This window comes from Streptomyces sporangiiformans, assembly GCF_005768555.2.
GTDB classification, from domain to species: domain Bacteria; phylum Actinomycetota; class Actinomycetes; order Streptomycetales; family Streptomycetaceae; genus Streptomyces; species Streptomyces sporangiiformans.
In genome coordinates this window covers 17,616-42,707 of record NZ_VCHX02000117.1, presented here as the reverse complement: position 1 = coordinate 42,707, position 25,092 = coordinate 17,616, and the positions used below count along the sequence as shown (strand labels likewise).

The 25,092-nt window shown below is 69.9% G+C and carries 18 protein-coding genes; 14 read left to right on the top strand and 4 right to left on the bottom strand.

The genetic code is table 11. From position 1 onward, the window contains the following. The first annotated feature begins 69 nt into the window (after window positions 1-69). The 5 genes from FGD71_RS14680 to FGD71_RS14660 all read left to right on the top strand — a co-directional run bounded on the left by FGD71_RS14680 (window position 70) and on the right by FGD71_RS14660 (window position 7,415). The gene (locus FGD71_RS14680; RefSeq protein WP_119100891.1) at window positions 70-2,415 is read left to right on the top strand and encodes an ATP-binding SpoIIE family protein phosphatase; all 2,346 of its coding nucleotides are present in this window, start codon (window positions 70-72) and stop codon (window positions 2,413-2,415) included. Between the two features lie 208 nt (window positions 2,416-2,623). Continuing rightward, the gene (locus tag FGD71_RS14675; RefSeq protein ID WP_119100890.1) at window positions 2,624-3,901 is read left to right on the top strand and encodes an extracellular solute-binding protein; all 1,278 of its coding nucleotides are present in this window, start codon (window positions 2,624-2,626) and stop codon (window positions 3,899-3,901) included. Next, the gene (locus FGD71_RS14670; RefSeq protein WP_119100889.1) at window positions 3,898-4,878 is read left to right on the top strand and encodes a carbohydrate ABC transporter permease; all 981 of its coding nucleotides are present in this window, start codon (window positions 3,898-3,900) and stop codon (window positions 4,876-4,878) included. Before FGD71_RS14675 ends, FGD71_RS14670 begins: the two co-directional genes overlap by 4 nt. Before the next feature lie 7 nt (window positions 4,879-4,885). Next, the gene (locus FGD71_RS14665) at window positions 4,886-5,752 is read left to right on the top strand and encodes a carbohydrate ABC transporter permease (RefSeq protein WP_119100888.1); all 867 of its coding nucleotides are present in this window, start codon (window positions 4,886-4,888) and stop codon (window positions 5,750-5,752) included. A 70-nt stretch (window positions 5,753-5,822) separates the two neighbouring features. Then, window positions 5,823-7,415 carry a glycoside hydrolase family 43 protein gene (locus tag FGD71_RS14660; protein ID WP_119100887.1) on the top strand — a complete coding sequence of 531 codons (1,593 nt, stop codon included), beginning with the start codon at window positions 5,823-5,825 and terminating at the stop codon, window positions 7,413-7,415. Between the two features lie 214 nt (window positions 7,416-7,629). On the opposite strand, the gene FGD71_RS14655 is transcribed toward FGD71_RS14660, so the two are convergent. Next, complete coding sequence (locus FGD71_RS14655) at window positions 7,630-8,847, bottom strand: ROK family transcriptional regulator (RefSeq protein WP_162931127.1); 1,218 nt, start codon at window positions 8,845-8,847, stop codon at window positions 7,630-7,632. 269 nt (window positions 8,848-9,116) lie between these two features. Between FGD71_RS14655 and FGD71_RS14650 the strand changes: the two genes are divergently transcribed. The 7 genes from FGD71_RS14650 (at window position 9,117) to FGD71_RS14620 (ending at window position 20,513) form a co-directional block, all read left to right on the top strand. Continuing rightward, window positions 9,117-10,466, top strand: coding sequence for an extracellular solute-binding protein (locus FGD71_RS14650; protein WP_119100885.1), 1,350 nt, complete (start codon window positions 9,117-9,119; stop codon window positions 10,464-10,466). After that, window positions 10,463-11,497, top strand: coding sequence for a carbohydrate ABC transporter permease (locus FGD71_RS14645; protein WP_119100884.1), 1,035 nt, complete (start codon window positions 10,463-10,465; stop codon window positions 11,495-11,497). Before FGD71_RS14650 ends, FGD71_RS14645 begins: the two co-directional genes overlap by 4 nt. Continuing rightward, window positions 11,494-12,318 carry a carbohydrate ABC transporter permease gene (locus tag FGD71_RS14640; RefSeq protein ID WP_119100883.1) on the top strand — a complete coding sequence of 275 codons (825 nt, stop codon included), beginning with the start codon at window positions 11,494-11,496 and terminating at the stop codon, window positions 12,316-12,318. The genes FGD71_RS14645 and FGD71_RS14640 overlap by 4 nt, the downstream gene beginning before the upstream one ends. Window positions 12,319-12,421: 103 nt before the next feature. Next, window positions 12,422-14,206: an Ig domain-containing protein gene (locus FGD71_RS14635; protein WP_119100882.1), complete on the top strand. Its 1,785-nt coding sequence runs from the start codon at window positions 12,422-12,424 to the stop codon at window positions 14,204-14,206. 31 nt (window positions 14,207-14,237) lie between these two features. After that, complete coding sequence (locus tag FGD71_RS14630; protein WP_119100881.1) at window positions 14,238-17,567, top strand: alginate lyase family protein; 3,330 nt, start codon at window positions 14,238-14,240, stop codon at window positions 17,565-17,567. Window positions 17,568-17,584: 17 nt separating this feature from the next. After that, on the top strand, window positions 17,585-18,835 hold the full coding sequence (locus FGD71_RS14625; protein WP_119100880.1) for an alginate lyase family protein: 1,251 nt from the start codon (window positions 17,585-17,587) through the stop codon (window positions 18,833-18,835). Between the two features lie 79 nt (window positions 18,836-18,914). Then, window positions 18,915-20,513, top strand: coding sequence for a carboxylesterase/lipase family protein (locus FGD71_RS14620; protein WP_119100879.1), 1,599 nt, complete (start codon window positions 18,915-18,917; stop codon window positions 20,511-20,513). 23 nt (window positions 20,514-20,536) lie between these two features. On the opposite strand, the gene FGD71_RS14615 is transcribed toward FGD71_RS14620, so the two are convergent. Continuing rightward, window positions 20,537-21,610 (bottom strand): LacI family DNA-binding transcriptional regulator, encoded by a 1,074-nt coding sequence (locus FGD71_RS14615; RefSeq protein WP_119100878.1) that lies wholly within the window; start codon window positions 21,608-21,610, stop codon window positions 20,537-20,539. 335 nt (window positions 21,611-21,945) lie between these two features. Between FGD71_RS14615 and FGD71_RS14610 the strand changes: the two genes are divergently transcribed. Further along, entirely contained in the window at window positions 21,946-22,293 is a 348-nt protein-coding gene (locus FGD71_RS14610) for an STAS domain-containing protein (protein ID WP_140935892.1), read from the top strand. Between the two features lie 37 nt (window positions 22,294-22,330). Here FGD71_RS14610 and FGD71_RS14605 read toward each other — a convergent pair whose 3' ends face one another. Continuing rightward, window positions 22,331-23,239 (bottom strand): universal stress protein, encoded by a 909-nt coding sequence (locus tag FGD71_RS14605; protein WP_119100876.1) that lies wholly within the window; start codon window positions 23,237-23,239, stop codon window positions 22,331-22,333. 93 nt (window positions 23,240-23,332) lie between these two features. Then, entirely contained in the window at window positions 23,333-24,247 is a 915-nt protein-coding gene (locus tag FGD71_RS14600; RefSeq protein ID WP_181359204.1) for a universal stress protein, read from the bottom strand. A 324-nt stretch (window positions 24,248-24,571) separates the two neighbouring features. Between FGD71_RS14600 and FGD71_RS14595 the strand changes: the two genes are divergently transcribed. Beyond that, entirely contained in the window at window positions 24,572-25,030 is a 459-nt protein-coding gene (locus FGD71_RS14595; RefSeq protein ID WP_119100960.1) for a Crp/Fnr family transcriptional regulator, read from the top strand. Window positions 25,031-25,092: the final 62 nt, after the last annotated feature.

Here is a 25,092-nt window from a genome sequence, read left to right as displayed (position 1 = left end):
ATTCATGACGCGCTCCTGACAGCGGTGACCGGGTTGAGGGAAAGCCGTGAAGGGATCATTCTGGGGCGTATGGAGCATGTCGCCGCTGCGGCGATCATCGATGCACAGGGCACGGTGACGGGGTGGAGCGACGGTGCCCGGCGGCTGACGGGATATGCGGCCGAGGACGTCGTGGGAGGGGCGGCGGCGGAGCTGCTCGCCGAGGACGTATCACCGGGGGCGGTGGCCGCGCTGGCCGGTGAGGTCGTCGTGCGGCACCGGGACGGCCACCGTGTCGAGCTCGCGTTGACGGCGCAGGCCGTGCTGGGCCAGGACGGCGAACCGCACGCGTTCATGGTCATCTCCGCCCGGCCGGGGGAGCCGGAGCCCGAACCGAACTTGGCGGGACTGTCGTTCCAGCAGGCGTCCGTCTCGATGTCCGCCTTCAGCACGGACCAGCGTTGTCTGCGGCTCAACGACGTGGCCTGCCGGGTGATGGGGGTCGGCGAGGACGCCCTGGTGGGGCGGTTCTACCTGGACACCGTGCCGGAGGACCGGACCAGCCGGGGGTTTCTCCAGCACCTGCGCGAGGTGACCAGGACCGGCAGACCCGTGCACTACGAGAGCTACACCAGTGCGCCGTCCGGGAGCCGGGAGCACGCGTGGAACATCGAGATGTGGCCGGTGCGCGACGCCTCCGGCGCCATGGCCGCGGTCGCCATGGCCGCGTTCGACAGCAGCGAGCAGCACTGGGCCCGGCAGCGGCTGGCCCTGCTGAACGAGGCCGCGGCCGGCATCGGGACCACCTTGGACGTGGTCCGGACCGCCGATGAGCTGCTGGGCCTGGTCGTGCCGCGATTCGCGGACTTCGCCAGCGTGGACCTGCTCGACTGGGTTCTGCGAGCGGACGAACCGTCGGCGGCGGAGGGCACCCATGTCGTGCTGCGCCGGGTCGCGCACCGGTCCGTCACCACGGGGACACCGGAGGCGGCCGTCGAGCTGGGCGAGGAGGACACCTATCCGCCGTTCTCGCCGCCCGCGCGGGCCCTGCTGGACGGACGGGCGGTGCTCAGCAGGGCCGGGGAGCCGGACTTCGACCAGTGGCTCAGCGGCCACGAGGCGCGACACGCCAAGGACCGTGAGTACGGAGTGGTCGTTCACTCACTGCTGGCCGTGCCGCTGCGCGCCCGTGGCACCACGCTCGGGGTCGCGGTCTTCATCCGGGTCGCGAACCCCGACCCGTACGCCGGTGACGACGTCGCACTCGCCGAGGAACTGGCCAGCCGGGCCGCCGTCTGTGTGGACAACGCCCGCCGGTTCGCCCGTGAGCGGTCGACCGCGCTGACACTCCAGCACAGCCTGCTGCCGCGGGGGCTGCCCGGACAGGCGGCGGTGGAGGTGGCCCACCGCTACCTCCCCAGCCACGCGGTGGCCGGTATCGGCGGCGACTGGTTCGATGTGATCCCGCTGTCCGGCAGCCGGGTCGCTCTGGTCGTGGGCGACGTGGTGGGACACGGCATCCAGTCGTCCGCGACCATGGGGCGCCTGCGTACGGCCGTACGGACCCTCGCCGACGTGGATCTGCCGCCGGACGAACTCCTCACCCACCTCGACGACTTGGTGATCCACCTGGCGACGGACGTGGGTGACGAGGATGTCGCCGAGCAAGGCGCGACCTGCCTGTACGCGGTCTACGATCCCGTGTCGCGCCGTCTGACCCTGGCCGGTGCCGGACATCCGCCACCGGCCGTCCTCCTGCCCGACGGCACCGCACGGATCGTCACGATGTCCGCGGGGCCGCCGCTCGGGGTGGGGGGCCTGCCCTTCGAGGCGGCGGAACTGGAGCTGCCCGAGGACTCGCTGATCGCCTTCTACACGAACGGGCTGATCGAGGGCCGCGACCGCGACCTCGACCGCGCCAGCGCCGAGCTGTGCCGTGCGCTGACCGTCCCCACCGACTCACTGGACGCCCTGTGCGACGCGGTGCTGAAGTCCGTGCTGCCGGCACAGCCCGCCGACGACGTGGCCCTGCTGCTGGCCCGCACCCGTGCGCTGGGCGCCGACCAGGTGGCCACCTGGGACATCTCGCCGGATCCCGAACGTGTGGCCGCCACGCGGCAGTACGCCATCGAGCAGCTGACCGAATGGGGCCTGGACGAGACGGCTTTCGTGACCGAACTGGTCGTCAGCGAACTGGTCACCAACGCGATCCGGTACGGAGAACCGCCCATCCAGCTACGCCTGATCCGGGACCGCGCGCTGATCTGCGAGGTCTCCGACGGCAGCTCCACCTCACCGCATCTGCGCCGCGCGCATGTCTTCGACGAGGGCGGGCGCGGCCTGCTGCTCGTCGCCCAGCTCACGCAGCGCTGGGGCAGCCGGCAGACCGGCAACGGCAAGACGATCTGGGCGGAACAGCCGCTGCCGCCGGTGTGACTCGGCGGCCCGCGAGAGCATCGAAACTTTCGAATAGGGATTCTCACGCGCCCGAAACATTGACCGCCCAACAACCGGTTCCTACATTGAGCGCGCCTTGACACGGCGTGCGGGCCGGGGATTCCGGCGCCGCTCGGGCATCGAAACTTTTCGAAATTCGAAGAACGCGGGCCGAGTGCCGATCGCGGTGAAACAGAGGGGTGAGGGCATGAGACATCACGCCAGCCATGGAGTACGGGTGGCGGCCGGCGCCGCGGTCATCGCCCTCACGGCGTCCGGCTGCGGCGGAGGTTCCTCGGACAGCGCGAACGGCGGGACCGTCACGCTGACGGTCACGACACATGTCGACTACGGCTACCGGAACCTCTACAAGGAGTTCGAGAAGACCCACCCCGGCATCAAGGTCAAGGAAGTCCTGGTCGAGGACCTTCCGAAGAAACTCGTCACCCAGCTCGCGGCGAACCGTGGCGCCGCCGACGTCGTCGGTGTCGGCGACGACATCATCGGCAAGTTCAAGCCCAGTCACGAGCGGTTCCTCAACCTCGCCGACCACGGCGTCAACAACACGGACGACCCCTGGGTGCAGTGGGCCTACGACGCCGGAACGGTCGAGGACGGCAAGTTCGTGATGGGCCTGCGCACCGACATCGGGGGCCTCGGCATCTGTTACCGCACCGACCTTTTCAAGAAGGCCGGACTGCCCACCGAGCCGGAGAAGGTCGCCGAACTCTGGCCCACCTGGGACGACTTCACGGCCACCGGCGAGAAGTTCTCCAAGAAGGTCAAGAACGCCTCTTTCACGGCCAACACGGGCGACATCTGGGTCGGCATGGGCAACCAGCACAAGGAGACCTTCTTCGCGGAATCCGACGACTCCTTCATCGCCGACAAGAACACCGAACTCAAGCAGGACTTCCTCACCGCGGCGAACATGTCGGTGCGAAAGGTCAGCGGCGGATACCCGCCCTTCTCCCCGGAAATGGCCAACGCCCTGAAGACCGGCAAAGCGGCAACCGCTGTCTGCCCGGCGTGGAAACTCGACCGCACCAAGGAGGCCTCGGGCCCCGACAACGCCGGTAAGTGGTCGGTCGCCGCGGCCCCCGAGGGCGGCAACTGGGGCGGGTCCTACCTCATGGTGCCCAAGCAGACCAAGCACCCGAAGGAAGCCGTCGAGCTCGCCCGCTGGCTGACCTCGTCCAAGACCCAGAAGCAGCTCTTCCTCGATGAGGGCTACCTCTCCAGCCACCCGAAGGTCTACAACGACCCCGAGGTGCAGGCGAAGAAGGACCCGTACTTCTCCAACGCTCCCACCGGCAAGATCTTCGCGCAGGCCGCCGACTCCATGGAACCCATCTACCGCGGCACCAAGGACAGCGACGTCGCCTCCGCCTTCATGAACGCCCTGCTCCGCGTCGAACAGGGCAAGCAGAAGCCGGAAGCGGCCTGGGACCAGGCGATCGAGGACGCCAAGAAGGTCGCCGGGTGAGCGTCACCGAACTGCCCCGCGCGGCGGAGGCCCCCGAGGCCCCCGCCGCGCGGCGGCGCCCACGCAGCCCCTGGCGCAGCCGCATCTCGCGGTTCGACCTGCGCTACACCCCGTACCTGTTCATCCTGCCGTTCTTCGTCATCTTCGGTGTCTTCGCCGTCTACCCGCTGCTGTACACCGGCTGGATCTCGTTCCACGAGTGGGCGATCATCGAAGGCGACCAGGGCTGGACGGGCCTCGGCAACTACCAGGACCTGTTCGCCGACGCCTACTTCTGGAACGCCCTGCTCAACACCGGGCTCCTGCTGGTGCTCGGCACCGGCGGCGAACTGCTCGCCGCCCTGTGGCTCGCCGCCGTCCTCAACCGGAAACTGAGCGGCAGCGCGTTCTGGCGGGCCGGCGTCGTGCTGCCGCACGTCATTTCCGTGGTCGCCGTCAGCCTTGTCTTCGCGCAGCTCTTCGGCTACCAGACCGGCATCTTCAACGACGTCCTGGAACTGGTCGGTTTCGACCGGATCAACTGGCAGGCGAACCGCTGGTCCGCGATCATCGCCGTCTCGACCATCATCATCTGGCGCTGGGCCGGCTACTTCGCGCTGATCTTCCTCGCCGCGATGCAGGGTGTCCCGCACGAGCTCAACGAGGCGGCCATGCTCGACGGCGCCTCGAAGCGGCGGATCTTCTGGTCGATCACCGTGCCCTCGATCCGTCCCACCATCGTCTTCTGCGTGGTGATGTCGACGATCATCGGTATGCAGACCTTCGCCGAACCCCAGCTCTTCGACGTGCAGGGCACGGAGGGCACCGGCGGCAGCGACCGGCAGTTCCAGACACTGATGATGTACCTCTACGAGAAGGGCTTCCGCGAGTTCAACGCGGGCTACGCCGCCACCCTCGCCTGGGTGATGTTCCTGCTCATCGCCGTCGTCTCCGGCATCAACTACGCGCTGTCGCGGCGCATCGCGTCGAAGGACTGACACCACCATGGCCCTCGCTCTGCGTCCCGCGCCCCGCCCCCGCCCGCGCCCGCGCACCGAACGGTCCGGCGCCCTCGTCTACGCCACCCTCGTCGGCGTCATGGCAGCCTCCCTCTTCCCCCTCTACTACTCCTTCGTCCTGCCCACCCGCGACAACTCGGCGATCGGCGACTCCGCGCTCACCCTCACGCCGGGCGGCAACCTGTTCCACAACATCCAACGCGTCTACGACACCGTCGACTTCTGGCTCGCGCTGCGCAACTCCATGATCATCTCCAGCACGGTGACGGTCTGCTGCGTGTTCCTGGCCTCGCTCGCCGGATTCGCCTTCGCCAAGCTGCCGTTCCGCGGCCGCAACGCGCTCTTCGTCACCGTCGTCATCACCGCGATGCTCCCCACCCAACTCGGCATGATCCCGCTGTACATGCTGATGGGCGAGCTCGGCTGGATCGCCACCCTCAAGGCCGTCATCGTCCCGGCGCTCGTCAGCGCCTTCGCCGTCTTCTGGATGCGGCAGGCCTGCGACGAGGCCGTGCCGTACGAACTCGTCGAGGCCGCCCGGGTCGACGGCTGCTCCACGCTCGGCATCTTCTGGCATGTGGCGATGCCCGCTGTCCGCCCGCAGGCGGCCGTGCTCGCCATGTTCACCTTCATGGCCACCTGGAACGACTTCATGTGGCCGCTGATCGTCCTCGACCCGTCCGTGACGCCCACCGTGCAGACGGCGCTGTCCTCGCTCGCCAGCGGCTACGCCCTCGACTACACGCTCATCCTCTCCGGCGCCGCCATCGGTGTACTGCCGCTGCTCGTCGTCTTCCTTCTGCTGTCCAAGCAGATCGTCGCCGGTGTGATGCAGGGCGCCGTCAAGGGCTGACCCCAGTGACGGGCGCGCGCCCGGTCGAGGGCTGCCCCCACCTCCGTAAGCCACCTGTGAAAGGACCTGCATGACCGCGGGCCACCTCCGCAATCCCGTGCTGCCCGGATTCCACCCGGACCCGAGCATCGTGCGCGCCGGTGCGGACTACTATCTCGCCACCTCGACCTTCGAGTGGTTCCCGGGCGTGCCCGTGCACCGCTCGACCGATCTCGTCCACTGGGAGCCGGCCGGCCACATCCTGGACCGTACCGATCTGCTCGACCTGCGCGGAGTCGCCGACTCGGCCGGGGTGTGGGCGCCCTCGCTGTCGTACCACGACGGGCAGTTCTGGCTCGTCTACAGCGTCGTCCGCACCATCGGGCACCCCTACAAGGACGTCGACAACTACCTGATCACGGCGCCGTCGATCGAGGGCCCCTGGTCGGAGCCGGTCTTCCTGAACTCCTCCGGCTTCGACCCGTCGTTCTTCCACGACGAGGACGGCCGCAGCTGGCTGCTGAACATCCAGTGGGACCCGCGCGTGGGACACCCCTCGTTCGCCGGGATCCTGCTCCAGGAGTACGACGCCGCGGGGCGGTCCCTGATCGGGCAGCCGCGCACGATCCTCCGGCACGAGGAGCTCATCGAGGGGCCCAACGTCTACCGCCGGGACGGCTGGTACCACCTGATGCTCGCCGAGGGCGGCACGGGCTGGAACCACGGCATCCTCATGGCCCGCTCACGCGAGCTGACGGGGCCGTACGAACTCGACCCGCACGGCTCGCTGTTGACCACTCGGGACACCCCGGACTGGCCGTTGCAGAAGGCGGGGCACGGCGAGCTGGTCGAAACACCGGAGGGGGAGTGGTACCTCGCGCATCTGGCCGCACGCCCTGTGCGGACGCCGGACGGGCCGCGCTGCGTCCTGGGCCGCGAGACGTGTCTGCAGCGGGTGGAGTGGACGGACGACGGCTGGCTGCGGCTGGCCGATGGGGGACGGCTGCCGAGTCTGGAGGTGCCGGCACCCACGGGGGTGGAGCCGGGACCGGTCGTCGCGCCCGGCGGGCGCGACGACTTCGACTCGGCATCCGTGGACGGCCGTTGGAGCACACTGCGCACGCCCGCCGGCCCCGACTGGCTGACGCTCGCCGAGCGCCCCGGGCATCTGCGGCTGCGCGGGCGGCAGAGCCTGCACTCGCGCTACGACCAGAGCCTGGTCGCCCAGCGGCTTACCTCGGTCCACTGTGAGGCGACGACGGTCGTCGACTTCCGCCCGGGGCACTTCAGCCAGCTCGCGGGCCTGATCTGCTGGTACGACACGTCGACGCACTACTACCTGCGGCTGACGCACTCCGAGGGCAAGGGCCGTGTGCTGGGTGTCGTCCTCACCGACAACGGCGTCTACGGCGAACTCGAGGACAGCGAACTCGACGTGGACGACTGGCCGTTGGTGTACCTGAGAGCCCGCTTCGACGGCGCGGAGCTGCGCTTCTCGGCTTCGCCGGACGGCGCGGACTGGCGCCCCGTGGGGCGGATCCTGGACGCGAGCAAGCTCAGCGACGACTACGGAGACCGGTTGCGGTTCACCGGCGCGTTCGTCGGGGTCTGCGTCCAGGACCTGAACGGCACCCGCGTCCCCGCGGACTTCGACTGGTTCGAACTGCGCGACCTGGACCGGTGATCGGACCGGGATCGGGCCCCGAACGTCCGGTGGTCAGCGGCGGTGCCCCGCTGACCGCCGGACGGTGCCCGCTGTCTCGGCGCGCATGCCCTGTGTGCCGACAAAACAGAGATCCGGACTTCATCGGCCCTGCCTCGCTTCTGCCCGCGCCCACACCGACGCAACGCCCGCGCCCACACCGACGCCACGCCCACACCGACGCTGACGCCGCTCGTCACACGGTGATCCCGTTCACGGACATCCGGTTGAGCGCGGCGGCCAGGTCGGGTGTCTCGCTGAGGACGAGTGCGGCGCCGCCGAGCGCACCGACCCGGGCGCCGAGCCCCAGCTCGGCGGGCACGAGGTCCACCTCGCGGACGAGGGCCAGGGCGTGGCGGCGTATCGCGTCCCGCATCGGGGCCAGCAGCACCTCGCCCGCCCGGGACAACTCGCCACCCACCACGATGCGTTCGGGGTTGAGCAGATTGCACAGGTTGGCGAGGACCCGGCCGACCACGGTACCCACCTCGGTGAACACCTGGTCGCCGGCGCGGTCCCCGGCCGCCGTGCGGGCCAGCATCTCCTCCAGAGTCATGTCCTTGCCGAACACGGGCCGCAGCGCGGCGAACGCGGCGGGGAGGCCGGCGTGCAGCACCAGACAGCCCTGGTTGCCGCAGGGGCAGGGCGGCCCGTCGATGCTCACCGACATATGGCCCAGCTCGCCCGCGGCGCCCACCGCTCCGCGGTACAGCCGTCCGTCGAGGATCAGGCCGGATCCGATGCCGCTGGACAGGCCGAAGTACAGCAGGTTCGCCACCCCGCGGCCGGCGCCCCAGCGTGCCTCGGCCAAGCCCTCCAGGCGTGCGTTGTTCTCCACGGTGACCGGCAGGCCGAGGGCCCGGCCGAACTCCTCGGCGGCGTGTACCTCCGACCAGGGCTGGCCCGGCAGGGACACCCCCACCACTCCGGTCTCTCGGTGGATGGGCCCGGGTACGCCCACGCCCACGCCGATGACCTGGCGTCTGTCCAGCTCGGCGGTGCCGAGCAGCCGTTGGAGGATCGACGTACCGGCCTCGATGCGCTCGGCCGGGCCGGTGCCGGCGTCCAGTGCCGTGCCGGAGCTGGCGATCTCCCTCGAAGCCAGATCGCTCAGCTGGACGAAGACGCCGTCGAAGGTGTGGTTCATGCCCGCCACGACCGCCGCTCGCGGGTTGACCAGCAACCGGTTTCCAGCTCTGCCGTCGAGATCGTCATGCGGTTCCGCGTCCGCCGTGATGATCAAGCCGCGCGCCATCAGCTCGCTGACGATGGTCGACACCGTCGTCCGTGACACACCGGCCTTACGTGCCAACTCGGCCCGATGGGCGGGCCCTTGGGCTAGAAGCAGGGCGATGAGCTGCTCTTGGTTCGACCGTCGCAGGCTCCGCAGCGATCCTCCGGCCTTCTGGCTCATGGCGCCGAGGTTACACGTTCTTTTCGAAAGTTCGTCAAGAGTCTTGACGCAGATTCCGGACAGGAAGAAGCTCTGCCCAGACACATGGCAACCGGTTGCCGACAGTCGGGCCTCTTTGAGGCGGACAGGTCGATCCGTGGTCGTCATTTCGAACGGCTGGAAGCAGGAGGTGCTGCGTTCATGTGCACTCATGCCGGTGCGCCTCGCGTCGCAATGCGCCTGTCTTCGTCCCCCAGCCAGCAGTACACACGCATGAAAGGCCAATAAATATGTCCACTCCCGCCGGTTCCCTCGGGAGGCGTCAGTTCCTCGCCGCCTCCGCCGGTGCGGCGCTCGCCGCGACTGCCCTGCCCGGCTGTGCCGCTTCCGTCGACGACGGCTCGGGTGACGGCGGTACGAAGGGCGGCAGCAAGACGATCACCGTCATGTCCACCGAGGATGACAAGAAGGTCCTCCAGGCTGCCGGGAAGGGGATGGGCCTGAAGGTCAACTTCGTCGCTCTGGACCCGACCAAGCTCAACGCGATGCTGGCGGCGAAGAACCCGCCGGACCTGGTGCGCGGCCTGGGTGCCACGGACACGGCGTACTTCGCCGCCCGCGGGCTGATGACCGACCTGGACCCGTACTTCGCCAAGAGCTCGCTGCTCAAGGTCTCCGACCTCGACCCGGTGAACGACGTCTGGCGTTTCGACGGCAAGAAGCAGGGCGCGGGGCCCCGTTACGGCATGGCCAAGGACTACTCGCAGGACCAGATGTTCTGGTACCGCACGGACATGCTCGAGGCGGCGAAGCTGGACATGCCCAGCGAGACCGAGCCGCTGTCGTACGACGAGTGGCTGGACATGGGCAAGCAGCTGACCAAGCGCCGGCTCGGCAAGGTCAAGGTCTACGGGATGAACGCCTCAGGGCTCGGAACCTTCACGCAGCTCATGGGGATGACCGTCTCGGCCGGCGGAAACCTGTTCGCCGAGGATCTCGCCTCGGTCGACTTCTCCTCGCCCGAGGCGCAGAAGGCGCTGAAGTGGTATCTGGAGTACGCGCGGGCGGACATCGGCCCCAACGTCGCCAACCCCAACCCGGACGGCTGGGACTGGCCCACCTACCAGGCCGGGCGGATGGCGATGGCCGAGGACGGCTACTGGTTCGGCGGGGCGATCGGGGCCGACCCCAAGGTCTCCGAGGTGTCGCGCTTCGCGCCCGCCCCGCAGCTCGGCAGCAACCGCGTCAGCCCCTGCTTCGGCGCCACCGGCTTCTGGATCCCCAAGGCGGCCAAGAACAAGGACGGGGCCTGGAAGTTCTTCGAGGAGTACTTCGGTGGCAAGCCCGCCGAGGAGCGGGCCGCGGGCGGTTGGGGCATCCCCAGCCTGAAGTCGCTGCGTCCGAAGATGCCGCAGAGCACCGCGTTCCAGAAGCAGGCGTTCAAGGTGCAGGAGCAGGAGCTCGAGCACTTCTCGGTGCTGACGTTCACGCCGTACGCGCAGCTGGCCGCCCTGGACGGCGTGATCAACAAGGTGCTGCCGAAGGCGATCAAGGGCAAGACGTCCGCGGGCAAGGTCGCCGACGAGCTCAACCAGCTCATGAACGACCAGATCGCCAAGGGCAAGGAGCTGGTGGGGTGAGCACCGGTCAGCTCACCGATCAGGCGGCCGGGACGGGTACGGCGCCGTCGTCCCCGTCCCGGCCGCCGGCCGGCACGACGCGCAGGCCGCCCTCGCTGCGGACCCGCCGGGCGCGGGCGTTCTATGTGTTCACCGTGCCCTGGGTGCTGGGCTTCGTGGCCCTGACGGCCTTCCCGCTGGGGTACGCCCTGTGGCTGAGTTTCACCAACGCGGACGGGCTGTCGCAGAACTCGCGTTTCGTGGGGCTGGACAACTACCGGGAGGTGTTCACCGATCCGGAGACGATGGACTCCCTGTGGCGCACCGGGGTGTTCACCGCGATCACGGTGCCGCTGACGATCGCGGCGGGGCTGCTGCTCGCGGTACTGGTGAACCAGCCGATCCGGGCTCGCGGGGTGTTCCGCACCCTGCTGTACCTGCCCGCGGTGGTGCCCCCGGTGGGTGCTGCCCTCACCTTCAAGCTGATCTTCGACCGTGACTCGGGATCGGCCAACGGGGTACTGGACATAGCCGGTATCAACGGCATCAACTGGCTGGTCGACCCCTACGCCCGCTGGGTGCTGATCGTGCTGACCATGTGGGCCGTGGGCAACGGCATGATCATCTCACTCGCGGGCCTGCAGGACATCCCCAGGGAACTGGGCGAAGCGGCCAGGGTGGACGGTGCCAGTCCCTGGCAGTCCTTCACCCGTATCACCCTGCCACTGCTGTCCCCGGTGATCTTCTTCCAGGTCGTCACGGGCATCATCGGCTCGCTGCAGAGCTTCATGCCGCTGCTCATCGCGCTCGACCCCACTCCCAGGGGCGTCACGGCCGTGCCCGAGAGCAACTACTTCTACATGATCAACGTCTTCGCCGAGTACTTCGCCAACGGCCGCTACGGTTACGCCTCCGCCTTGCTGTGGGTGCTCTTCGCGATCATCTGCGTCGTCACCTTCGTCATCTTCAAGCTCAGCAAGGGCGCGGTCTTCTACTCCGTGGAACCGGAGCAGGCGAAGCCCAAGGCCCGCACGATCGGAGGCGTCCGATGAGTGTGCTCTCCCGGCGCACCACCACCTACATGCTTCTGATCGCGATCCTCGCGCTGATGCTCAGCCCCTTCGGCTGGCTCGCGATCACCGCGCTCAAGGCGTCGTCCGAGCTGCGCGCCGTCCCCATCCACTGGTGGCCGCACGAGCCTGACCTGGGCAACTTCCAGCAGGCTCTGACCCTCTTCGACTACCTCGGCTACGCCCGCAACTCGCTGACGATCGCCACCGTCTACGCGGTGCTGGTCACCCTTGCCTCGGCCTGGGCGGGCTACGGCTTCGCCCGGCTGGAGGCACCGGGCAAGAAGCCCATCTTCAGCGTGCTGTTGTCGACGATGATGCTGCCGGCCGTGATCACCCTGATCCCGACGTATCTGATGTTCGCCAAGCTCCACCTGACCAACACCTACATGCCGTGGGTGCTGTGGGGTCTGAGTGGCGCCCCCTATCTCATCTTCCTGTTCCGGCAGTTCTTCACGAACATGCCCAAGGAACTGGAGGAGGCGGCGATCGTCGACGGCTGCGGGCAGATCCGTATCTTTTGGCGGATCTTCCTGCCGCAGTCCTGGCCGGTCATCGCCACCAGTCTGATCCTGTCCTTCTCCTGGACCTGGGGCGACTACATCGCCCCGGCCCTGCTGCTGGACGACGCCCGCACCACTCTCGCGGTCAAGCTCGCCACCGGCTACGTCAACCAGCACGGCGCCCAGCTCGGCAACGTCGTCGCAGCCGGCGCGGTGATGTACGTCGTACCCGTGCTCGCGCTCTTCCTGATCATGCAGCGCGGTTTCATCTCCGGCATCTCGACCTCGGGCCTCAAGTAACGGACCGGTCCGGACGCCCCTGGCCTCCGCCTTCCGGACTGCCGTCAGCAGCCTCCGGACGAAGCCACCTACCTCACCCTCCTTGCCACGAAGGAACGTTTCCATGGACGAGACCCAGAGAGCCGGCCTGTCCCGGCGCACCGTTCTCCAAGCCGCGGGCGCCACCGCCGCCGCGTACTCACTGATCGGCGCGGCGGCCGGCACCGCCCGAGCCGAGGACACGCCCGGAGCGTCCGACCGGCTGGTGGTGTACCCCATTCCGAGCGGGGTACCGACCAACTCGAGTTTCTCCGTCAAGGCCCGTACACCGGGCGGCGAATGGCAGACGGTGCCCGTCTACCGCGCCCGGGCGAAGCAGATCGACGCGAACACGGGCAGCGGTCCGGTCTTCAACTCCTCCGTGGCCACCTTCGACTTCAAGGGCACCGTCGAGGTCGCCGTCACCTCGTCCAAGGGCACCATCGGCTCCGCGCGGATCCGCCCGCTGTCGTACGACACCGACTTCACGGTGGACGGCGCCACGGTGAGCTTCACCCTCACCGAGCCGCGCAACCTCTCCATCGAGATCGACGGCGAGATCTTCAACAACCTGCAGCTGCACGCCAACCCGATCGAGTCGAACGCGCCCGACCCCGACGATCCGGACGTCATCTACTTCGGCCCCGGCCTGCACAGGACCACCGACAACGTGGTGAAGGTGCCCAGCGGCAAGACGGTCTACCTGGCCGGCGGCGCGGTGCTGACGTCCCGGGTGGAGTTCGTCAACGTGGAGAACGCCCGTCTGCTCGGCCGCGGCGTGCTGTACAACTCGCCCAGCGGTGTCCTCCTGCAGTTCTCCAAGAACATCGAGATCGACGGCATCATGGTGCTCAACCCGAGCAGCGGCTACTCGGTGACCGTCGGCCAGTCGAAGCAGGTCACCGTCCGCAACCTGCACTCCTACAGCCACGGCCAGTGGGGCGACGGCATCGACGTCTTCTGCAGTGAGGACGTCCTGATCGACGGCGTCTGGATGCGCAACTCCGACGACTGCATCGCGATCTACGCCCACCGCTGGGAGTACTACGGCGACTGCCGCAACATCACCGTGCGCAACTCCACCCTCTGGGCGGATGTCGCACACCCGATCAACGTCGGCACGCACGGCAACACCGACAAGCCGGAGACCATCGAGAACCTCGTCTTCAGCAACATCGACATCCTCGACCACCGCGAACCGCAGATGGACTACCAGGGCTGCATCGCGCTCAACCCGGGCGACAGCAACCTGCTGCGCAACGTCCGCGCCCAGGACATCCGGGTGGACGACTTCCGCTGGGGTCAGCTGATCAACATGCGGGTCATGTACAACAAGAGCTACAACACCTCGGTCGGACGGGGCATCGACGGGGTCTTCATCCGGAATCTGAAGTACACCGGAACGCACGCCAACCCGTCCGTCATGGTCGGCTACGACGCGGACCACGCCATCAAGAACGTCACCTTCCAGAACCTCGTCATCAACGGCAAGTTCATCGGCAACGGGATGAAGAAGCCCGGCTGGTACAAGTTCACGGACATGATGCCGGCCTACGCCAACGAGCACGTGCTGAGCACGCGGTTCCTGAACTCCACCGAGGCCACGGCCGGCGACGCGCCCAAGGTCACCAGCCCGGACGAGGCGACGGCCACCAAGAACCAGGTCTTCAACTACCTGATCACGGCCTCCGGGCTGCCGACGTCGTTCAACGCCGACGGGCTGCCGAAGGGGCTGGACATCGACACCGACACCGGTCTGATCTCCGGGACCGCCGAGGACAACGTCGGCACCTTCACGGTCACCGTCTCCGCCACCAACAGCGTGGGCACCGCGACGCAGACCGTCACGCTCACCGTGCAGCACGCGTGATGCGGCACCTCTGAACCACTAGGAGTCACCCGTGCTTCCTCTCAGCCGACGTACCTTCCTCGGCGCGGCGGGGCTCGTGGCCGCGGCCGGCGGCGGACTGCTGTCCGCCGCCGCCCCGGCGGCGTGGGCCCAGGACGACAAGACCCGGCTTCGGGCCTTCACCCACCCCGGACTGCTGCACAGCGCCGCGGACCTCGCGCGCATGAAAGCCGCGGTCGCCGCGCAGGAATCGCCCGTCTACGACGGATACCTGACGTTCGCGGCCCACGCCCGGTCGAAGGCCACGTACACGATCCAGAACACCGGCCAGATCACCTCCTGGGGCCGCGGTCCCACCAACTTCCAGAACCAGGCCGTCGCCGACTCGGCCGCCGCCTACCAGAACGCGTTGATGTGGTGCGTCACGGGCAACCGTGCTCATGCCGACAAGGCCCGCGACATCCTCAACGCCTGGTCGGCGTCCCTGACGATGGTCACCGGGGCCGACGGGCCGCTCGGCGCCGGGCTCCAGGTCTTCAAGTTCGTCAACGCGGCCGAGCTGCTGCGGCACGGCGACTACGACGGATGGACCGCGAAGGACATCGCCCGCTGCGAGGAATCCTTCCTGCGGGTGTGGTATCCCGCCATATCCGGCTACATGCTCTACGCCAACGGCAACTGGGACCTGACGAGTGTTCAGTCGATCCTGGCCATCGGAGTGTTCTGCGAGGAGCCCACGCTCTTCGAGGACGCGCTGCGCTTCGCCGCCGCCGGCGCGGGCAACGGCAGCGTCCGGGGCCGCATCGTCACCGACGCGGGCCAGGGCCAGGAGAGCGGCCGCGACCAGGGTCACGAACAGCTCGCGGCCGGTCTGCTCGCGGACGCCGCCCAGGTCGCCTGGAACCAGGGCGTCGACCTGTGGGGCTACGACGACCAGCGCATCCTCGCCAACTTCGAGTACCTCGCCCGCTACAACCTCGGCGGCGACGTGCCCTTCACCACCGACCTCGACCGCACCGGCAAGTACATCAAAAAAGCCCTCGGCGCCAACGGCCGCGGGAACCTGCCGCCGATCTACGAGATGGCGTACGCCCACTACGCCGGCGTACGCGGCCTCGACACCCCGTACACCAAGGCGGCCGTCTTCCGCGGCACCGGTGGCACCCGCGTCGTCGAAGGCAGCAATGACGACCTGCCCAGCTTCGGCACCTTCGCCTACGCCGGAGCCAAGGCCCCCTCGCTTGCCGTTCCCGCGGTTCCGGCGGGTGTCACGGCGGTGGGCGAGGACAAGGCCGTCACGGTCGCCTGGCTGCCGTCCGCGTGGGCGGGCGAGTACACCGTCCGGCGGGCCGCCAGGCCCGAGGGCCCGTACGAGGAGATCGCCTCCGGAGTCGGCAAGCCGGCGTACACCGACAGCGACGTGAACGCGGGCCGAACGTACTACTACACGGTCACCGCCGCGGGCGCCCAGGGAAACAGCGGCACTTCAGGTCCGGTGGCCGCCACCGCAGGACTCCCGGAGCCCTGGTCGACGCGAGACGTCGGCGATGTGAAGACCCCTGGCTCCGCCGTCTTCGACGGTGAGCGATTCGTGCTGGAGGCGAGCGGCACCGCCGACACCTACCGCCTCGCCCAGCTGCCGCTGGCCGGCGACGGCACCGTCACCGCGCGCATCGTGTTCCCGCTCAGCTCGCAGTACTCCAAGATCGGCGTCACCCTCCGCGACTCCCTCGACGCGGACGCCGCGCACGCGTCGATGCTGATCCAGGGCCTGCCGCTGCACACCTGGAGCGGAGTGTGGACCGTACGCCCGACGACCGGGGCGTCCGTCTCCGCCACCGGCAGCACCCCTGTGCCGCCCACCCAACAACAGGCGATCACCAGCAAGGCGTCGTTCCCGATCTCCGACCTCGGCAAGCTGCCGGAGTCGGCGACACCGCTTCAGGCCCCGTACGTCGAGGGCGCGGGCGACGGCTACCGGCTGCGCATGCCGTACTGGGTGCGCGTCACCCGCAAGGGACGGCGCTGTACAGGAGCCATCTCCCCGGACGGCATCCGCTGGACCGAGGTCGGCTCCACCGAGGTCGAGCTGGGGCGCACCGCGTACGCCGGACTCGCGCTCACCTCCTGTCTGGGCATCGACGAGGAGTACGCCGAGACCGGCACCGGCGCCTTCGACAACGTCTCCGTGGTGTCGTCGGCCGTCGGTGACGTCTGGACCACGCCCCGCCCCACCCGTACCGCCGCCGATCTGCGGGCGTCCGCCGGAGCCGACGCCGTGGAGCTGGCCTGGACCGACCCGGATCTCTCGGCCCGGTACAAGGTGCTGCGGTCCACGGACCCGGGCGGCCCGTACGAGACGGTCGCGACGGGCATCGGCCCGGTCGGATTCGGTGCCCGCATCCGGTACGCGGACGCGACGGGAACGCCCGGCACGACGTACCACTACGTCGTCGCGAAGTCCAACGGCGGCGGACGCGGTCCGCTCTCGGAGCCCGCCGCCGGGACGATGCCGACCCCGTCGGTACCGCAACTCACCTCCGGCACCACCGCGTATCCGAACAAGGGCGTCGCCTTCCGGCACCTGCTGCGGGCCTCGCACGAGCCCGTGCAGTTCACCGCGGACGGCCTGCCCGACGGACTGCGCCTCGACAGGCGCACGGGTGTCGTCTCCGGAACGCCCACCGAGACCGGCGAGTTCACCGTCGCCACCACCGCCGGCAATGCCGCCGGTGACGGGACCGGCACGCTGAAGCTCACGGTCGGCACGCCGCCGCCCGATCCCTGGACGTACGGCGACCTCGGCGACGTGGTCCTCGACGACCGCGACTTCGGGACCCTCGGCGTGGTGGCCGTCGCCACCCCCGGCAGCACCGCGTACGAGGACGGGACCTTCGTCGTGCGGGGCGCCGGGAGCGACCTGACCGTCAACAACCAAGGGATGACGGGACAGTTCGTACGACGCCCGGTCACCGGTGACTGCGAGGTCACCGCCCGGCTCGTCTCCCGGGACGGGGCGAGCGGCGACCGGGTCGGGCTGCTCATGGCCAAGTCACTGTCCCCGTTCGACCAGGCGGCCGGAGCGATCGTCACGGGCGGGAGCAGCGCTCAGCTGATGCTCCGTACGACCGTGGCCGGTCGGTCGACTTTCACGGGCAGTGGCACGGTCACCGCCCCCTGTCTGCTGCGGCTGAAGCGCGCCGGGACCGCCTTCACCGCGTCCGTCTCCACCGATGACGGCGTCAGCTGGACCCCCCTCGCCGCGGGAGAGATCCCCGGCTTCGGCGACGCCCCCTACTACGTGGGCCTGGTGGTCTGTTCGCGCAGCCCCCTGGTCCGCAGCACCACGCATTTCGAGCAGGTGAGCATCACCCCCACCTAGAACGGAGATGCACTGCAATGAGCCGCACAAACCCCCACACCAGCAGTGATCACCCAGAAGTGAGCCGGCGCAGCCTCCTGCGGACCGCGGGAGGCCTCACCGCCGCCCTCGCCGTAGGCGGCTCGGCCGCCGCCGCGACCACCGCGGCGGCGGCGCCCGCCACCTTCACGCACCCCGGGATGCTGCACAACTGGGGTGACATCAACCGCGCCAAGGTCAGGGTCGCCGCGGGCGACGACCCCTGGCTGTCCGGCTGGAACCGGCTGACCGCCAACTCCCACTCACAGTCCACCTGGACGGCCCGCCCCCAGGCCACCATCATCCGTGGCGGCACGGGGGAGAACTACGGGCTCCTCTACAACGACATCGCCGCCGCCTACCAGAACGCACTGCGCTGGAACGTGGCCGGCACCGCCGCGCACGGCGACTGCGCCGTGCGCATCCTCAACGCCTGGTCGTCCACGCTGACCAGCATCACCGGAAACGCCGACCGGTACCTCGCCGCCGGGCTCTACGGCTGGCAGTTCGCGCAGGCCGCCGAACTCATGCGCGGTTACGCGGGGTTCGACCTCAACCGGTTCAAGACGATGATGCTCAACGTCTTCTACCCGCTCAACAACCGGTTCCTCCTCGAGCACAACGACGCCTGCATCACCAACTACTGGGCCAACTGGGACCTGTGCAACATGGCCTCGATCATGGCCATCGGGATCCTGTGCGACGACGGCGCCAAGTACGACCAGGCCGTGAACTACTTCAAGAACGGAGGGGGCAACGGCTCCATAGGGCGCGCGGTCCCGTTCCTCTACCCGAACGTCGAGGGCTACGACCTCGGCCAGTGGCAGGAGTCCGGCCGCGACCAGGGCCACACCGTCATGGGCATGGGCCAGATGGGCGCGCTCTGCGAGATGGCCTGGAACCAGGGCACCGACCTGTACTCCTACGACGGCCGTCGCTTCATGAAGGCCGCCCAGTACGTCGCCAAGTACAACCTTGGCATGAACGTGCCGTACACGACCTACACCTGGGGCAGCGGCCAGAGCTGCTCCCAGCAGTCGCAGACAGTGATCGGCTCCGGCTCCCGCGGCCAGGTCCGCCCGGTCTGGGCGATGCTGCACTACCACTACGGTCGGCGGCTGCTCCTGGACGACAAGTACATCGCCCAGATGTGCTTCTCGGTCGCCCCCGAGGGAGGCGGCGGTGACTACGGCTCGACCAGCGGCGGCTACGACCAGCTCGGCTTCGGCACGCTGATGTACGCGAAGTAGCGGCATCCGACACCTAACCTGGAGGCGATTCGATGACCTGATGCGAACGGTTCGCGGGGCAGTGAGGAGCTGATGCCGCATGGCGGACCAGGCGGACCAGGCGGGGCCGGTGGTCGGCACTCCCTACGGCGCCGTACGCGGCCGGTACGAGGACGGGATCGCCGTCTTCCGCGGCATCCCGTACGCCGCCCCGCCCTTCGGCCCCCGCCGGTTCCGGCCGCCCGTGCCGCCCGAGCCCTGGGAGGGCGTGCGCGACGCGGCCGCGTTCGGGCCGACCTCGCCGAAGCCGCCGTACTCGGAGGCGTTCGCCCGGATCCTGTCCGACCCGGTCGTGCCGGGCGACGACTGCCTCAACCTCAATGTGTGGACGCCGGAGCCGGGCCCAGGGGCCCGGCTTCCGGTGATGGTGTGGATCCACGGGGGCGCGCTCACCCGTGGTTCGTCGGCCGTTCCCGTCTACGACGGACGGGCCTTCGCACGCGACGGCGTCGTCATGGTCTCGGTCAACTACCGGCTGGGCGTGGAGGGGTACGGCCTCTTCCCGGACGCACCCGCCAACCCGGGGCTGCGCGACCAGTTCGCCGCGCTGGAGTGGGTGCGGGACTCGATCACGGCCTTCGGCGGCGACCCCGACCGGGTGACCGTCTTCGGCCAGTCGGCCGGGGCGATCAGCATCGGCGCGCTGCTGGCCGCCCCGCGGACCGCCGGCCTGATCCACCGGGCCGTGCTGCAGAGCGGGCCGCCCGAGGCCGCCGACCGCGACAAGGTACGGCGCATGGTGCGCCGTATGGCGGCCCGCCTGAAGATCCCCGCGACGGCGGAGGCGTTCGCCGCCGTCGACCGTGACCTGCTGCTGCGCACGCAGGCCGAGGTGAGCAAGCTCAGCAGTCCGGTCCTCGGCGGCCCCGCCTTCGGCATCGTCGTCGACGGCGACCTGGTCCCGCGCGACCCCCTGGAGGCCCTGACCGAGGGCGGCGCCGCGCCCGATGCCGACCTGCTCCTGGGCTGGACCAGCGAGGAGTACCGGTTGTGGCTCGTGCCGGGCGGCCTCCTGGAGCGGATCAACCGGCTCGGCCCCGTCGCCGTGGCCGGCGCCATGGCCCGCTGCCACTGCGGCCCCGAGATCCCGCGCGGCTACCGGGCCCTGAGCCCGGACGTCGCCACCGCGGAGATCGTCGGCCAGATGGTTACCGACCACCTGCTGCGCATCCCGCTGCACCGGCTGGCCGACGCCCGCGCCGCCTCGTCCTACCTGTACGAGTTCGCCTGGCCCTCGAACGTGCCCGGCCTCGGCGCCTGCCACGCCCTGGAACTCGGCTTTGTCTTCGACACCGGTGACGTCCCGGAATCGGCCCGCCTCGCGGGTGAGGGCGCCCCACGGGAACTGGCCGACGCGATGCACGCGGCATGGGTGCGGTTCGCCGTGGACGGCGACCCGGGCTGGCCCGCATGGGACGCCTCGCACCCGGTGCGCGTCTTCGGCGCGGACGGGCCGCCGGTGGAGCGCGGGCCGCGCGACCGCGAACTCGCCCTGTGGGACGCCGAGTCCGTGAATCCCCTCACGCCCGCGGAACCCAGACCCGCGCCGCCCCTTCGTCCCGGCCCGTCCACGCGTCGTACGGCACCCCTGTCAGCCGTACGGCGATTCCGTCGCTCCGGTGGCGCCGGTCGGCCGTGACGACGGCGACCCCGCCGAGCGCGTCATCGGCCCGCCGCCTCACCCACCGCCGCCACCGAGCCGCGCACCACCACGTGCGTGCCCAGCAACAGGTGTTCGTCGGGGGTGTCCGGGGTTCTGCTGAGGGCCGTACGGACGGCGAGGCGGCCGAGTTCCTCGTACGGCACGTGCACCGTCGTCAGGGCCGGGTACAGATCGCGGGCGAAGGGAATGTCGTCGTAGCCGGCCAGGGACACGTCGTCCGGCACGCTCAGGCCCGCCTCGTGGAGCGCGGTCAGCGCGCCGGCCGCGACCATGTCCGTGGAGGCCATCACCGCTGTGAACTCCAGGCCCTGGGAGAGGGCCTGGCGCATCAGACGGTGGCCCGCGTCGCGGGTGAAGTCGGCGGACAGGCGCAGCTTCGGGTCCGGGTCGACGCCGTGCGCGCGGTGGGCGGCCAGGTAGCCCCGTTCGCGACCCTGAGCCGTGGTGTTCTCCGGCTTGCCCCCGAGGAAGAGGACGCGCCGGTGTCCCTGCGCGAGGAGGTGGGCGCACAGTGCGTACGCCCCGCTTTCGTTGTCGTACTCGATGACCGTCACGGGGGTGCCGGGATCCAGTGGCGGCCGCCCGCACAGCACGAGCCGTGAGCCGGCCGACGCCAGGGAGTCGGCGATACGGGACATGCGCGCGCGGTACTCGGCGGTGTCCGCGGCGCCGCCGACCAGGATCACCGCGGCGGCTCGCTGGGCGCGCATCGTCTCGATGAACTCCAGCTCGTGGTCCGTGTCGCCGTCCGTGCTGCACACCAGGCACAGATGACCGAGCCGGGTCGCCTCGCGCTCCACGCCGTGCGCCATGTGCGCGAACGACGGGCCGGTGATGTCGTCCAGGACGAAGGCGAGAGTCGGTGTCCCCACACCCGCGATCGCCTTGGCGCGAGCGTCGGCGACATAGTCCAGCTCGCGGACCGCGCGCATCACGCGCGTACGCGTCGCCGTGCTCACCGGGTACTCGCCGCCGAGCACACGCGACACCGTCGAGGCCGACACCCCCGCCCGGGCCGCCACATCCCGGATCGTGCTGCGGCCCCCGGCGTCGCCGTTGCTCTTCCTCGTCATCGCCGCCCCCTTTCCTCCGCCCCGGGGGGAGCGTTTCGCGGCCTTCCCGGGGATCACTCAGTCCTTTGGGAACTGCGGCAACACCCATGGCAACCGGTTCCTACGACGGAGGCTAGCAGTGACGAGGGCCTACGACGACACCAAAACGGATCGAGCCTGGAGAGCCGGTACGAACCTGTGCGTCCGCCGTCACACGTGTGTGGGGCCGGGGGAGGCTTCGCGCAGTCGCGGAGCGCGCACTACTGGGGTGGCGGAGACAGGGGTACGAAGAGCGGCGGCCATCACCGGGCATACGGCGCTCACCACATGGGAAGCGCCCATGGAGCACAACACCCTTGGAAATCCCGACCATACGGATGCGCCTGCTCGCTGAGGCGCCCTCCCGACTGTGGATGGCGGCCGGCGGCACGCTGGGCGCCACCACGCAACGGCAACTGCGGCAGTGGCTGCACGGCCATGCCCAGGACGGCTACCGCCAGTTCTTCCTCGACCTGCGGGAACTCCGCTGCGCCGACGGGGCGTTGGCCGACGAACTGCACACGTTGTTCCCCAGGATCCCTGATGCGCGCTTCCATCTCATCGGGGCCCCCGACCGCATCCGCGACTTCGCCATCGGCGACGAGCGCTTCATCTTGCACACCGCCCCGGAAACCGCGTGGTGGCAGTGGGCTCATGGCTCGTGATCCCACTGAATCCGGGACACGTCCGTGCCGGTGGACCTCAGTCGTGCGGCACGATCGCCACGGGGCAGCTCGCGTGGCGGATCACCGTGTGGGCGACCGGGCCGGTGCGTGGACCGAGCGGGCCCTCGTGGGCGCGGCGGCCGAGCACGAGCAGACCGGCGCCGGTGGACGCGTGCACCAGGTGGGTGCCGGCCCTGCCCTCGACGAGGGTCTCGGTGACCTCGACGTCGGGGAATTTCTCCCGCCAGGTCTCCAGCACCGCGGACAGGAAGCCGCGCCACTCCTCCCCGCGCGCCGGGCCCTCCACGAGTCCGATCTCGCCGGGTCCCAGCGTGAGGGGGGACGGGGCGCTCCAGGCGTGCACGACGTGCAACCCCGCCTTCCGCACCCGGGCGGCATCGAAGGCGAACTCGATCACCTCGTCGCCTGCGTCGCTGAGGTCGATGCCGAGGACGACATCTCGGTAAGGCGTATCGGCCGACGCCTGGCCGTCCACGTCCGGCACATGCTCGTCCGCCGCCTCCTCGCCCGCCCGCACGAGAACCACCGGCCGGGCCGCGCGCGCCACGACTCCCTGTGCCACCGAGCCGACGAGAAACCCGGTGAAGCCGCTCAGCCCGCGGGAGCCGAGCACCATGAGTGCGCTCTCCTCCGCGGCCCGCACGAGGGCCGCGGTGGCGGGGCCCTCGAGCTGCTCGTCCACGAGGCGCGCCCCGGGGCACGTACGGGCGATGCGGTCCTCGGCCTGGCGGAGGATGTCCCGGCCCTCAGGGAGGCGGCGTACCGTGCTCGCCGCCGGGGCGGAGGGCTCTGGGGTCGGGTTCCAGTTCGTCGCGTGCACCAGACACAGCGGCAGTCCGCGGCGCACCGCTTCGCGCGCCGCCCACTCGGCGGCGGCCAGGCTTTCGGGTGATCCGTCGACTCCGGCGACGACTGGCTGCTGCATGAGTGCACCTCCATCGCTGTGGCGCGAGGCAGCTCGGGGTCCGGCGTGGCGTGCTCGCGCGCGAGTTCGCTGGTTTTCGTTCTCGAGTGCAGTTCAGCCCCACTCCGGTACGACCGCCACCGGGCAGTCGGCGTGGTGCAGCAGGGTGTGGGGCACCCGGCCGAGCTGGTCGCCGACGTGGCCGGGTTGCCGCCGGGATCCGACCACCAGCAGATCGGCGTCGGTCGCGAGGTCCAGGAGGACCTTGCGTGCCGGGCCCTCGACGAGCGTGCGGTGCACCTCGATGCCGGGGTGCTCACGCTCGAGGACGCGTAGCGCCTCGTCGAGCAGCTCGGCGGCGTGGTCCTCGTGCTGGTGGGCGGGCTCGCCGGTCAGAAGTGGATGATCCATCGTCCTGTGCGCCGGGCGCCGCCAGGAACGCACCGCCACCAGGACGCTCCGGCGCGCCCCGGCCTCGCGGAAGGCGAAACGGACGGATGCCGTCCCTGCCTCGGCCTTCGGCCCGGCGGACCCCCGTGTCTCCTCGCTCGTGGCCTCGCCCACCCCGAGCACGATGCGACCGTGTTCGCCCGCGCGGCTCTCGGCGGTGCCGCGCACCACGATCACCGGGCAGTCGGCGCGGGTCGCCATGGCGAGACCGACCGAGCCGAGCAGCATCTCCGCCACCTGGCCCCGGCCGCGATGCCCGACGACCAGGGCGGTCGCGTTGCGTGACTCGCGCAACAGCGCGGTCTCGGCGTCATCGGGCCACACATCGGTGGAGCACTTGACATGCGGGTCGCGCCGCCGGACGCGTTCCGCCGCCCCGTGGACGACCTCCTCGGCCCGCCCCCGCTCCGGAGGCCCGCCGGGTTCATCGGCGAGGCCGGCACCCTCGTACCGCTCCCACAGCGAGGCATGGACCAGCCGCAGGGGAAGCCCGTGGCGGGCCGCCTCGTCCACGGCCCAGTCGACAGCCTGGAGGCTGGACTCAGATCCGTCTGCCCCCACCACCAGGGGAAGCTCCATGATCCGCACCGCCTCTCGCACGCGAACGGGAGGGAGCCCTCGTCCCACCATGGCACGTTCCGCCGCGCGGAGCAGGGCAGGTCAGCAGCAGGGCCGGTGCGGTGCCGGTGCGGAGCAGGGCCGGTGCGGAGGGCCGGTCCGGCCCCGACCGGGGACGTTCGGCCCACAGCGCTCCGCCCCGCCGTGCGACAGGCTCATAGGAGAGGGGCGAGCCCCTCAGCGGTTCGCCGGACCGGTTCGTCGGACTGGTCCGACGGAGCGGGCCGCCGAGTGGGCCACGCCCCCGCCTGTTCGCTCGCGACGCAAGAGAGGCAGGTCGTCGCCATGACCGCCACAAACACCATGATGAGGGCGCTGTCCACCGAGCAGCGCGACGCACTCATGAGCGTCGGTCGTGAGGTGTCGTTCCCCGAGGGAGCACGCATCTTCCAGGAAGGGCAGCGCGCCGACCGCTTCTGGATCATCCGCACCGGCACCGTGTCCCTGGACATGCATGTGCCGGGGCGCCGCTCCCCGGCCATCGACTCGCTCGGGCACGGCGAACTCCTCGGCTGGTCATGGCTGTTCGCCCCCTACACCTGGCAGTTGGGCGCGGAGGCCATGACGCCCGTGCGCGCCTACGAGTTCGACGCGCGGGACGTCCGCAGGATGTGCGCGGCCGATCCCGCGCTGGGCGCGGCCATCGGGCAGTGGGTCGGCATGGTCCTCGGCCAGCGGCTGCAGGCCGCCCGCACCCGGCTGCTGGACCTGTACGCCCCCTACGGCAGCGGCAGCCCACGGTAAGCCCGCGGCGGAGGGCCCGTGCTCGTACGGTGTGCGCGGCCCCGCGGCGACGGCTGCCCAGG